The sequence below is a fragment of the Paraburkholderia bryophila genome (assembly GCF_003269035.1).
GTDB classification, from domain to species: domain Bacteria; phylum Pseudomonadota; class Gammaproteobacteria; order Burkholderiales; family Burkholderiaceae; genus Paraburkholderia; species Paraburkholderia bryophila.
This window is the reverse complement of record NZ_QLTK01000022.1, coordinates 123,165-134,722: the sequence shown is the minus strand read 5'-3', so window position 1 is coordinate 134,722 and position 11,558 is coordinate 123,165. Positions and strand designations below refer to the sequence as shown.

The 11,558-nt window shown below is 62.6% G+C and carries 11 protein-coding genes; 4 read left to right on the top strand and 7 right to left on the bottom strand.

Translation table 11 applies throughout. From position 1 onward, the window contains the following. Positions 1-211: 211 nt before the first annotated feature. From BX591_RS26130 to BX591_RS26115, 4 genes are read right to left on the bottom strand one after another with little or no spacing between them, the layout of a single operon-like run. On the bottom strand, positions 212-970 hold the full coding sequence (locus tag BX591_RS26130; RefSeq protein ID WP_111934210.1) for a PqiC family protein: 759 nt from the start codon (positions 968-970) through the stop codon (positions 212-214). After that, positions 967-2,628, bottom strand: coding sequence for a PqiB family protein (locus tag BX591_RS26125; RefSeq protein ID WP_111934209.1), 1,662 nt, complete (start codon positions 2,626-2,628; stop codon positions 967-969). The genes BX591_RS26130 and BX591_RS26125 overlap by 4 nt, the downstream gene beginning before the upstream one ends. Then, positions 2,621-3,271 (bottom strand): paraquat-inducible protein A, encoded by a 651-nt coding sequence (locus BX591_RS26120; protein WP_111934208.1) that lies wholly within the window; start codon positions 3,269-3,271, stop codon positions 2,621-2,623. The genes BX591_RS26125 and BX591_RS26120 overlap by 8 nt, the downstream gene beginning before the upstream one ends. 7 nt (positions 3,272-3,278) lie before the next feature. After that, positions 3,279-4,058 (bottom strand): paraquat-inducible protein A, encoded by a 780-nt coding sequence (locus BX591_RS26115; RefSeq protein ID WP_111934207.1) that lies wholly within the window; start codon positions 4,056-4,058, stop codon positions 3,279-3,281. Positions 4,059-4,497: 439 nt separating this feature from the next. On the opposite strand from BX591_RS26115, the gene BX591_RS26110 reads away from it, so the two are divergent. The 4 genes from BX591_RS26110 (at position 4,498) to BX591_RS26095 (ending at position 7,859) form a co-directional block, all read left to right on the top strand. Continuing rightward, the gene (locus BX591_RS26110) at positions 4,498-5,058 is read left to right on the top strand and encodes a cytochrome b (RefSeq protein WP_111934206.1); all 561 of its coding nucleotides are present in this window, start codon (positions 4,498-4,500) and stop codon (positions 5,056-5,058) included. Between the two features lie 8 nt (positions 5,059-5,066). Then, a complete protein-coding gene (locus BX591_RS26105) occupies positions 5,067-5,630 on the top strand; it encodes a YceI family protein (RefSeq protein ID WP_111934205.1) in 564 nt (187 codons plus the stop codon). Between the two features lie 59 nt (positions 5,631-5,689). Beyond that, positions 5,690-6,256, top strand: coding sequence for a YceI family protein (locus tag BX591_RS26100; RefSeq protein WP_111934218.1), 567 nt, complete (start codon positions 5,690-5,692; stop codon positions 6,254-6,256). Between the two features lie 325 nt (positions 6,257-6,581). Then, the gene (locus tag BX591_RS26095; protein WP_111934204.1) at positions 6,582-7,859 is read left to right on the top strand and encodes an MFS transporter; all 1,278 of its coding nucleotides are present in this window, start codon (positions 6,582-6,584) and stop codon (positions 7,857-7,859) included. A gap of 122 nt (positions 7,860-7,981) precedes the next feature. Here the strand turns inward: BX591_RS26095 and secF are convergent, their stop codons facing one another. From secF to yajC, 3 genes are all read right to left on the bottom strand, one after another. Next, complete coding sequence (secF, locus tag BX591_RS26090) at positions 7,982-8,932, bottom strand: protein translocase subunit SecF (RefSeq protein ID WP_111934203.1); 951 nt, start codon at positions 8,930-8,932, stop codon at positions 7,982-7,984. A gap of 18 nt (positions 8,933-8,950) precedes the next feature. Then, positions 8,951-11,008 (bottom strand): protein translocase subunit SecD, encoded by a 2,058-nt coding sequence (gene secD, locus BX591_RS26085; protein ID WP_111934202.1) that lies wholly within the window; start codon positions 11,006-11,008, stop codon positions 8,951-8,953. A gap of 115 nt (positions 11,009-11,123) precedes the next feature. After that, positions 11,124-11,453, bottom strand: a complete 330-nt coding sequence (yajC, locus tag BX591_RS26080) for a preprotein translocase subunit YajC (RefSeq protein WP_007179286.1) — start codon at positions 11,451-11,453, stop codon at positions 11,124-11,126. Positions 11,454-11,558: the final 105 nt, after the last annotated feature.

Below are 11,558 nucleotides of genomic sequence, written 5' to 3'. Positions count from 1 at the left end.
TGAACCAGTTTGCTATCCTGTTTGGCGAGCGCTTCACGCTCGCACGTGGCTAGAAATCTTTAAACCGCCTCGCACACAAAAATGCGGACAGGTTCAAAGTGAGTGCCGCCCCGCACAGGGGCAACGCTAATAGACCACTAACAAAGCAAGGAAAGGCCAACCCCGCAAGCGAGCAACCAAAAGCGCCGCGCAGGAAAAATGGCCCCAACCATCACCCTCCAGCCGCAACAGTCCCCGGCTCAGAGGGACAACCCGGCACAACAACAGCGCCGACAGCGTTCTTACCAGCCCCACGACTCTGCGAAGCAGCAGAACCAGCACCAGAACCAGAAACCGCCACCATACTCCGCACAGCAGCCGCCACCTGCAAAGAAACCTGCATCAAAGCCTTCCGATGCCCATCAACCAGCGAGTCATAGCCCCCGCCAACGGGCTCACTAACAACACTCCGACAGGTCATCACAGCCCCACTCCGCACAGCCCGCACACTCCAGACAGCGTCGATCAGCGCATGCGACCCCGGCCAGGACTCAAATCGCTGCACATTCAAGCTAACCCGATAAACCGCAGCCGAATCCGACCTCGCAGTCCCATACACATCAATCGTATTGAGCTGCTGCGTAAGGCTAGTGGACAAAGCCCGCCGAATTTCATCCCCCGGCAAGGATGCCCACCGCTCATCCTCGAGCACCTTGACCTGAGTCGGCCCGGTCTGCACGACCATCTGATTCTTGGCGACCTGCGGCGGCACATCCACCGGCGCGACCTCGATCAACCAGCCCGGCGCAGCCGAAGAAGTTCGCGCGCTAACCGCCGCGACGTCCCCCGCCGAACCATCCACCCCCAACGTATAAAACCGGCTGGACGGCGACGAACACGCCGCCACCACCATCACGCCGGCCAAAGCGCCGACAAAAACCGCACCGCGCACAAGCCCGCGCGTCGAGCGGGGGAGCCGGGCAAACATCATGGTTTATCTCCTGTTTTACCGCGCAACAGCGACTCGGGATGACGCTCCAGATAATCCGACAGCGCGTTCAGCGACTGCAACGTCCGCGTCAATTCCTGCAACGCCTGATGCACATCCGACTGCAACGGCGAATCCTGCTGCAACGTCGCCTCGGCCGACCCGAAGGTCTGCTTCGCCGCCGCCAACGTATCGCGCGCCTGCGGCACGACTTCCGTGTCGAGTCGCGTGAACAGTTGATCGGCGTTCTTCAGCGCACTGTTCAGGTTGTTGCCGATCTGGTCGAACGGTACCTTGTCGAGCTTCTTCGCGATATCCGCCACCTGCAGTTGCAACTCGTCGAGCGTGTTCGGAATCGTCGGCAGTTCGAGCGGATCGCTTGCCACGTCGACGGTTGCCGGCGCCGCCTTCGGGAAGATATCCAACGCCACGTACAACTGGCTCGTAATCAGATTGCCGGTGCGCAACTGGCCGCGCAAACCATGCTTGACCAATTGTTGCAGCAGCGTCTGACCGGCGAGCGTGCCCGGCGTCGGCGCGGTTTCGCGGAAGCGCTTGCCAAGGCGGTCCGGGTACAGATTCATCGTCACCGGCATCGTGAAGCTACGGGTTTTCGGATCGTAGTCGATGTTGATGTTCGTCACCTGCCCCAGCACGATGCCGCGGAAGTCGACCGGCGCGCCGACCGACAGCCCACGCAGCGACTGGTTGAAGTTCATCACCACACGCAACGGCACGCCGTCCGGTTCACGCATCGCATCCGCTTCGTCGGAGCCGAGGCGGAACGTCATGTTGTTCGGCGCCTGCGCGCCCACCCCCTGGCCAGGCGGCGACTGGAACGACAAACCGCCGACGATCACCGTTGCCAGCGACTGCGTATTCAGCTTGAAACCGCTGGAATCGAGCCGCAGATCGACGCCGCTCGCATGCCACCAGCGCGAGTTGGTGCCGACGTACTGGTCGAACGGCGCGGACACGAACACCTGCATCGTCACGCCGGTGCCGTCCTTGTCGAGCGAGAAGCCGACTACCTGGCCGACCTGCACACGTCGATAGAAAATCGGCGAGCCGATGTCGATCGAGCCGAGCGAGTCGCCGTGCAGGATGAACTGGTGGCCCTTCTGGTCGCCGGTGATTGGCGGCGGCGTTTCAAGACCGACGAAGTTCTTCTCGGTATCGGGCGAATGTCCGGCATCCGCGCCGATATAGGCGCCGGAAAGCAGCGTGGTCAGCCCCGACACCCCGCTCGCGCCGACCCGCGGCCGCACCACCCAGAAGCGCGAATCCTTGGCCGCGAAGTCTTCGCCTTCCTTGGTCAACTGCACCTGCACCAGCACGTGCGACAAATCTTTCGACAGCGTGATGGTCTTCACCGAGCCGACATCGACGTCCTTGTACTTGACCTTGGTCTTGCCGGGCTCGAGCCCTTCGGCGCTGATGAAGCTGATCGTGATGGTCGGGCCTTTCTCGGTCACCGACTTGATCACGAGCGCGATGCCGATCAGCGCGGCAATCAGCGGAATCACCCAGACGAGTGATGGCAGCCAGCGGCTGCGCGGCTCGATGTCGGGGTCCGGGAGTTGGGGCGGCAGCTTCGGTCCGTTCGAATCGTTGCGCGGCGCATCATCGGAAGCGGGCGTCGGTCCTTGCGGGCTAGTCATGATCGGGGTCCTGAGGTTTTTTAGTACGGCTTTCCACGTTGTCCCAGATGAGCCGTGGATCGAATTGCATCGACGCCATCATGGTCAGAATCACCACCGAACCGAAAGCGATCGCGCCAGGTCCGGCCGTAATGACGGCAAGCGATTTGAAGCGCACCAGCGCCACGGTCAGCGTGACGACGAACACGTCGAGCATCGACCAGCGGCCGATCCGCTCGACCATCCGGTAAAGCACGGTGCGCTGCTCGGGCCGCCAGCGCGAACGGCGCTGCGCGGTGACAGTGAGCAGCACGAGCACGCTCAGCTTGAGCATCGGCACCATGATGCTGGCGATAAACACGATCACCGCGAGCGGCCAGTCGCCCGATGTCCAGAAGTACACGACACCGCTCATGATGGTGTCGTCCTCGGAACCGAGCAGCGACGCGGTGTGCATGACCGGCAACAGGTTCGCGGGAATATACAGCAGCGCGGCGGCGATCAACAGCGCCCATGTGCGCATCAGGCTGTCCGGGTTGCGCGAATGCAGGCGCGCGCCGCAGCGTCCGCAGTGCTGCGGCGTGACGGAGCGGATGCGCGGCTCGACCCGGCCGCATGCATGGCAACTCACCAGACCCGCGCGTTTCGCGGAGAGGTATTTCATCGCGGGCTCATCCTCGACGCGGCTCAGGCGGCGCGCCTGGCGGCAATCCGGCGCGTGCCGCGGGGTGATCCACGGGGTGATCCGCGTCCCGTATCTCGGGCGGCGCGGGCGGGCCGGCCTGCGCGTTGAGCTGGGCCGCGGCGCTATCGGCGGAAGTGCGCGGCAGCGGACGCTGGCTGCGGTCGCCGAGTTCGTCGGCGAGATCCCACAGAATGCGCGGATCGAACGTGACGACCACCGCGAACATCAACGTCAGCACGCCGAACGCGAACAGCGCGGCTTCGGGAATCACGCGCGCGAGACTCACCATCTTCACGATCGTGATCAATACGCCGAGCATGAACACTTCGATCATGCCCCACGGACGCACGAACTGGATCGCGCGCAGCACCCGGTTGAAGCCGGCGGGCACGTAGCCGGCGCGCAATGGGATCAGCACATAGAGCAGCGCTAGCAACTCGGTGAGTGGAAACAGAATGGTCGAGCAGAACACCATGACCGCGACGATCTGCATGTCCTCGCCCCAGAGCGCCATCAGCGCACCGAACAGCGTGGTCTGCGACGTGATGCCGTTGGTTTCCAGTTCGACGATCGGGAAACCCTGCGCGATCAGGAAAGTGATCAGCGCGGCCAGCGTCATCGCGCTGATTTTGTCGAGCTTGCGTGAGATGCCGCGATACAGCGTCGCGCCGCAGCGCGGACAGCGCGCGGATGTGCGCCCCACAAGCCGTGGCTTGCGGAACAGCGTATCGCATTCATGGCACGCGATCAGATTGTCTTGTTCCATACGGCAGAGGGCTGACGGTGAAGGGGAGCGAGACTATGCCGGGTTTTTATCGCGAGGCGGACAAAATGGGTGCAGCAATAGTACCAAACGCGCTCCCGCGCCGCATCGGCGGTTGCGTGGGAGGCCGCCGGGCGGGCTTTGCAGCGATGTCGGCAGCGGTTTTATTCATGCAGTTTCATATTGAATTCGCATCCTTCTGACACTCTCGGTCCCTTATTGTTCAATACGGGGTGCATCTGCACCGGGAGCCCGGCGCCTTCGCCTGTTCATCGGCCGTTCATTGCCCGCAGCCAGCTTTTTGCGCTTGGGGTAGCATGCGGCCTTGGCATGCGCCGCAGCCGGTTGGTTCGGGCGGTGCGCGCCGATGCCATTCGCAGCGGCGCCGGGAACAACCGGGCGGGTTGCGCCGTTTACCTCTCTTAGCTTGCGTCGACCTGTCATGGCACTCAATCCTTCATTCGCTGGCCGGGAGTCGTACACGCGGACCGCCATCGCCTTTCACTGGCTGATCGCGCTGCTGATCGTATGCGGCTTCGCGCTCGGCTGGGTGATGACCGATATCCCCGGCTTCACGCCCGCCAAGCTGCGCTACTTCTCGTGGCACAAGTGGATCGGCGTGACGGTGTTCGCGCTCGCGGTGCTGCGCATCCTGTGGCGCGCCACTCACGCCGCCCCGCCCATGCCGCGCCGCATGCCGACCTGGCAGCGCGGCGCCGCGAATCTCGTGCATCTGCTGCTGTATGTGCTGATGATCGCGATTCCCGCTTCCGGCTATCTGTACAGCTCGGCCGCCAACGTGCCGGTGGTCTACCTTGGGCTGATCCCGCTGCCGCGTCTGATCGCGCCGGATCCGCATCTGAAGGAACTGCTGAAGACGATCCATATCACGCTGAATTACACCTTGCTCGTGCTGGTCGCGCTGCATGTCGTGGCTGCGCTCAAGCATCAATGGCTGGACCGCGACGGTCTGTTGTCGCGCATGCTCCCTTTCCTCAAATAAGGATAAACATGAAGGTCTCGTTTTATCGCTACATGCTCGCCGCCTTCGCCGCGGCTTCGCTGACCGCGGCCGGCAGCGCGCTCGCCCAGGTCGACGTCGCGAAGAGCACGGTGACGGCCACCTCGAAGCAGATGAACGTGCCGGTGGAAGGCAAGTTCGGTAAATTCACCGCGCAGGTCAAGTTCGACCCGGCCAAACCGGCCGAGGGCAGCGCGCAGTTCACGATCGACGTGGGCAGCTACGATCTCGGCGACGAGAGCTACAACGACCAGGTACGCGGCAAGGACTGGTTCGATGCGAAGACCTATCCGAGCGCCACGTTCGTCTCCAGCGCGATTGCACCGACCGGCGGCAACCAGTTCAAGGTCACCGGCAAGCTGACCATCAAGGGCAAATCGCAGACGGTCGTGGTGCCGGTTACGGTGACGCAGCAAGGCGGCCAGCAGGTCTTCGACGGCTCGCTGCCGATCAGGCGCTCGCAGTTCGACATCGGCACCGGCGAGTGGAAGGACACGTCGGTGGTCGCCGATGACGTGGTCATCAAGTTTCATATCGTTGCGGCACGCAAGTGAGCTCGCTTCGTGAAGTTCACGGTCTAACAAGAACCTGGGAGCATGAATTGAAAACCTCTCTGTTGATCGCCGTCGGCGCGCTGGCTTCTGCTTTCTCGATCGGCGCTTTCGCGGCCGATACCTATCAGCTCGACCCGACGCATACGTATCCGAGCTTCGAGGCCGATCACTTCGGCGGTCTGTCGGTGTGGCGCGGCAAGTTCACCAAGAGCTCGGGCACGGTCACGCTCGACCGCGCGGCGAAAACCGGCACGGTGGACGTGACGGTCGACCCCGCCTCGGTTGAGACCGGCAACACGAAGCTCGACGAGCATCTGAAAACGGACGCATTCTTCGATGTCGCGAAGTATCCGGCAGTGACCTATAAAGGCACGGACATCAAGTTCGACGGCGACAAGCCGGTTCAGGTGATCGGTAGCTTGACGATGCACGGCGTCACCAAGCCGCTGAATCTGACGATCGATTCGTTCAAGTGCATGCAGCATCCGGTGCTCAAGCGCGAAGTGTGCGGCGTGGAGGCGAGCGCGCATTTCAACCGCGCCGATTACGGCATGGATTTCGGCACGAAGTACGGCTTCAATATGGATACGAAGCTGCATATCCAGTCCGAAGGCATCAAGCAGTAACCGGCGAGTTACTCGCCAGCAAATCGCCGCCAACCCGCCAGCAACCCGCCAGCAGTTCGCACTGGCGTCATACCACGCCGTTGCGGCGCAGCAAAAAAACCGCTTCGTTCGCTTCGGCGACGCAGCGGTTTTTTTATTGCCCGCGACGAACGCTGCAAGCCTTATGCGACGGGCATCGGGAAATTGCCGCTCGCCTCGGTTTATTTTTTCGGGTACATAGAGCGCTGGCATCGATTTGGTTGTGCGCGCATCCAGTCGGGCAAGTTCGGGCAAGTTCGGAAATCAGGCCTACATTAATAATATTTCGCGCGAACTGGAGATCTGCATGAACGCAACGACAGCAGCAAGCCTCTCGGGGAGCCGGCAGAATTCGTGGCGCGCGGTGGTCGCCGCCTCGATCGGCAACGCATTGGAATGGTTCGACCTGGTGGTGTACGGTTTCTTCGCGGTGATTATCGCGAAGCTGTTTTTTCCGGCTGGTAACGACACGGTTTCGCTGCTGCTCACGCTCGGCACGTTCGGCGTGTCGTTCTTCATGCGGCCGCTCGGCGCGATCGTGATCGGCGCATACGCCGACCGCGCGGGGCGCAAGGCGGCCCTGACGCTGTCGATCCTGCTGATGATGGGCGGCACGCTGATCATCGCGATTCTGCCGACCTACCAGAGCATTGGTCTGGCCGCGCCGGTGATCCTGGTGCTGGCGCGTCTGATGCAAGGCTTTTCGGCAGGCGGCGAGTTCGGCAGCGCGACAGCCTTTCTCGCGGAACACGTGCCGGGGCGGCGTGGGTTTTTCGCGAGTTGGCAGGTGGCGAGCCAGGGGCTGACCACGTTGCTGGCCGCCGGCTTCGGCGTGCTGTTGACGGGCAAGCTGTCGCCGGACCAGATGGCGTCATGGGGATGGCGCGTGCCGTTCTTCTTCGGCTTGCTGATCGGGCCAGTGGCCTGGTACATCCGCACCAAGCTCGACGAAACGCCGGAGTTTCTCGCGGCGGAAACGACCACGACGCCGCTGCGCGACACCTTCGCGAGTCAGAAACTGCGGCTCCTGATTGCGATCGGCGTGGTGGTGCTCGGCACCGTGTCGACGTATCTGGTGCTGTTCATGCCGACGTTCGGCGTGAAGCAGTTGGGGCTTGCACCATCGGTTGCGTTCTCGGCGATTGCGCTGACCGGCTTGATCCAGATGGTGTTCTCGCCGATGGTCGGGCATCTGTCGGACCGGCATGGGCGCACCACCATCATGCTGACCTCGGCGCTGCTGCTGCTGATCCTGATCAATCCGGCCTTCGTGTATCTGGTCGCGCATCCGACGTTCGGCACCTTGATCGCGATGCAGATCGTGTTCGGCTTCCTGATGACGGGCTACTTTGCGGCGTTGCCGGGTTTGCTGTCGGAGATGTTTCCGGTGCAGACGCGCACGACCGGCATGTCGCTGGCTTATAACGTTGCGGTGACGATCTTCGGCGGCTTTGGACCGTTCATCATCGCGTGGCTGATCAGCGTGACGGGGTCGAAGACGGCCCCTAGCTTCTACATGATTTTTGCCGCGGCGATCAGCCTGGTGGCATTGATGGCGGCGCGTCGCAAGCTGGGTTTCCGCTAGAGCGATGGCGTCGCGATCGGCACGATCGGCACGATCGACAACCCCAGCGCGGTAAACGAAAAAGGCCGGTTCGCGAGAACCGGCCTTCTGCTTTGTACTTCAGCTTTACAACGACAACCCGATCAAACCTGCGCACCCGCGTTCGGGTCGTTCGGATCGGTGCGTTCCTTCTTGTCCTTCAGCAGGTCTTCGCGCTTCACGCCGAACCACATGGCGAGCGCCGCGGCGACGAACACCGACGAGTAGATACCGAACAGAATACCGACCGTCAGCGCGAGGGCGAAGTAGTGCAGCGTCGGGCCGCCGAACAGGAACATCGACAGCACCATCATCTGCGTACAACCGTGCGTGATGATGGTTCGCGACATCGTGCTGGTGATCGCGTGGTTGATCACTTCGATCACGGTCATTTTGCGTTCGCGGCGGAAGGTCTCGCGAATCCGGTCGAAAATAACCACCGATTCGTTCACCGAGTAACCGAGCACGGCAAGCACCGCAGCCAGCACCGACAGCGAGAACTCCCACTGGAAGAACGCGAAGAAGCCGAGAATGATGATCACGTCGTGCAAGTTCGCGATCACGCCGGCGATGGCGTACTTCCATTCGAAGCGGAACGACAGGTAGATCACGATGCCGACCACCACGCACGCGAGCGCGAGCAGGCCGTCGGTGGCGAGTTCCTTGCCGACCTGCGGACCGACGAACTCGACGCGCTGCAACTGCACGTCAGGCGTGTCGGTTTTCAGCGCGCCCATCACCTGATCGCTCTGTTGCGCGGACGTGAAGCCCTGCTTGAGCGGCAGACGGATCAGCACGTCGCGCGAGGTGCCGAAGTTCTGCACCTGCGCGTCGGCATAACCGAGCCTGGCCAGACTGGCGCGCACGGGTTCCAAGGGTGCCGCGCCCGGATACTGCACTTCGACGACTGTACCGCCGGTGAATTCCACCGACAGATGCAGCCCGCGATGCAGCAGGAAAAATACAGCGGCAACGAACGTCAGCAGCGAGATCGCGTTGAAGATCAACGCACGCTGCATGAACGGAACGTCTTTGCGAAAACGGAAAAATTCCATGGTCTAGTTCTCCGGGACTCAGCGGGATGAACCCGGTTTCTGCGGCGTGTTCTGCGTCGCGTTCGAAGCGTCCGCATTGCGGCGGCGCACCGTCGGCTTGCCGGCTGCGCGTGCCTGGGCTGCGGCCGCCTTGCCCTTGGGCCTGGCGGTCACGGCGGCGACGGCTTGCGCGGTGTCGGTGTCGGCGTCTTCGTTACCGAGGTAAGCGCCCGCGGGCGCCGTTTCCGGACGCCACACCTGACCGATGGCCAGCGACTTCAGCTTCTTCTTGCCGCCGTACCACAGGTTCACGAGACCGCGCGAGAAGAACACGGCCGAGAACATCGACGTCAAGATGCCGATACAGTGGACCATCGCGAAGCCGCGCACCGGGCCGGAGCCGAAGGCGAGCAGCGCGAGGCCGGCGATCAGCGTGGTGACGTTCGAGTCGAGAATCGTCGCCCAGGCGTGCGCGTAGCCGTTCTGAATAGCCAGTTGCGGCGGCGCGCCGTGGCGCAGTTCTTCGCGCACGCGCTCGTTGATCAGCACGTTCGAGTCGATCGCCATACCGAGCGCGAGCGCGATAGCGGCGATACCCGGCAAGGTGAGCGTGGCTTGCAGCATGGACAGCACCGCGATCAGCAGCAGCAGGTTGACCGACAGGCCGATCACCGAGATCACGCCGAACAGCATGTAGTACGCGATCATGAAGACGGCGATTGCCGCGAAGCCCCACACGACGGAGTGGAAGCCCTTCTTGATGTTGTCCGCGCCGAGGCTCGGGCCGATGGTGCGTTCTTCGATGATGTCCATCGGCGCGGCCAGCGAACCGGCGCGCAGCAACAGCGCGAGGTCGGCGGCGCCTTGCGGCGTGGCCTGGCCGGTGATCTGGAAGCGGTCGCCCAGTTCCGACTGGATGGTCGCCACCGTCAGCACTTCGCCCTTGCCCTTTTCGAACAGCACCATGGCCATCGGCTTGCCGATGTTATCGCGCGACACGCTACGCACCGCGCGGCCACCCGCCGAATCCAGACGGATGTTGACGGACGGACGCTGATGCTCGTCGAAACCTGCCGACGCGTCGATAATCCGGTCGCCGGTGAAGATGATCTGCTTGCGCAGCAGCACCGGCGTCTGGTTGCCTTGCGTGAACAGCTCGTCGCCCGGCGGCACGGGGTCGCCCGGTTGCGGATGCGTGTTGACCGGATCGGCCAGACGCGCTTCGAGCGTTGCCGTACGGCCGATGATGTCCTTCGCCTTCGCTGTGTCCTGCACGCCCGGCAGTTCGACCACGATGCGGTCGGCGCCTTGCTGCTGGATCACCGGCTCGGCCACGCCGAGTTCGTTCACGCGGTTATGCAGCGTGGTGATGTTCTGCTTGAGCGCGGCGTCCTGCACCGTTTTCTGCACGGCCGGCGTGAACGTGCCGACCAGTTGCACGCTACCGTCGGTGCCGGTTTGCGAGGCCCACTGGAGTTCGCCGATACCGCGGCTCAGTTGCTTGAGCGCGGCGTCCGCCGTGGCCTGGTCGGCGAAATTGATCACCACCGTCTGGTTCACGCGGTTCACACCGCCGTCGCGGATGTTGTTGTCGCGCAGCAGCGTGCGTGCGTCGGACGCGTCGGAGTCGAGCTTCTTGTTCAGCGCACCGGCCATGTCGACTTGCAACAGGAAGTGCACCCCGCCGCGCAGATCGAGACCGAGGTACATCGGCAACGCATGCAGGGCGGTCAGCCAGTGCGGCGACGCGCTTTGCAGATTCAGCGCGACGACGAATTGCGGGTCGGTCGGGTCGGCGTTCAGCGACTTTTGCAGCAGGTCCTTCACGCGCAGTTGCGTGTCGGTGTCCGGCAGACGCACGCGAATGTTCGCGTTGGTCGACGAGTTGTCGAACGTGACGTCGTCAGGCTTGATCTGATTTGCGGCGAGCGCGGCTTCGACAGCCGACAGCGTGGTCGAGTCGAGCTTCACCGTTGCCTTGCCGCTCGACACCTGCACCGCCGGCGCTTCGCCGAACAGGTTGGGCAGCGTGTACACGAGGCCGATGACCAGAGCCACCAGCATCACGGCGTATTTCCAGAGGGGGTAACGATTCATGAGTGGTCCAACGGGAAGGTTGGCTTGGAAGCGATGCGTCCGGCGATGAGCGCGGGCGATTCAGCGGTTGGCATGGATCGCCGGCGAGGCCGCGCCGGACGCGAGAGAGCAGGCCTTACAGCGACTTGATCGTGCCCTTCGGGAGAATCGTCGTTACCGACGCCTTTTGCACGGTGATTTCCGTGCCTTCCGAGATTTCGACGCCGACGTAAGCTTCACCCACCTTGGTGACTTTGCCCACGATGCCGCCGTTCGTCACCACTTCGTCGCCCTTGGCCATCGCAGCGAGCATGTTGCGATGTTCCTTCTGACGCTTCATTTGCGGGCGAATCATGATGAAGTACAGCACGCCGAACATCAGGATCAGCGGCAGGAAGCTCATCAGGTTCGATTCAATGCCACCTGTTGCTGTGCCTTGGGCGAAGGCATTGGAAATGAACGACACGTTGGTCTCTCCGTTATAAATCAAAACGATCAAAAAAATCAGCCGGTTATTCTACCATCCGCCTGACGTGGGTCGGCGCGGCGAATCGGCTTTGCGATCAACCGT

Excerpts from the sequence above, each read along its gene's own strand:
- BX591_RS26130 (WP_111934210.1), bottom strand. The coding sequence starts at position 970 with ATGATGTTTGCCCGGCTCCCCCGCTCGACGCGCGGGCTTGTGCGCGGT.
- BX591_RS26125 (WP_111934209.1), bottom strand. The coding sequence starts at position 2,628 with ATGACTAGCCCGCAAGGACCGACGCCCGCTTCCGATGATGCGCCGCGC.
- BX591_RS26120 (WP_111934208.1), bottom strand. The coding sequence starts at position 3,271 with ATGAAATACCTCTCCGCGAAACGCGCGGGTCTGGTGAGTTGCCATGCA.
- BX591_RS26115 (WP_111934207.1), bottom strand. The coding sequence starts at position 4,058 with ATGGAACAAGACAATCTGATCGCGTGCCATGAATGCGATACGCTGTTC.
- BX591_RS26110 (WP_111934206.1), top strand. The coding sequence starts at position 4,498 with ATGGCACTCAATCCTTCATTCGCTGGCCGGGAGTCGTACACGCGGACC.
- BX591_RS26105 (WP_111934205.1), top strand. The coding sequence starts at position 5,067 with ATGAAGGTCTCGTTTTATCGCTACATGCTCGCCGCCTTCGCCGCGGCT.
- BX591_RS26095 (WP_111934204.1), top strand. The coding sequence starts at position 6,582 with ATGAACGCAACGACAGCAGCAAGCCTCTCGGGGAGCCGGCAGAATTCG.
- secF (WP_111934203.1), bottom strand. The coding sequence starts at position 8,932 with ATGGAATTTTTCCGTTTTCGCAAAGACGTTCCGTTCATGCAGCGTGCG.
- secD (WP_111934202.1), bottom strand. The coding sequence starts at position 11,008 with ATGAATCGTTACCCCCTCTGGAAATACGCCGTGATGCTGGTGGCTCTG.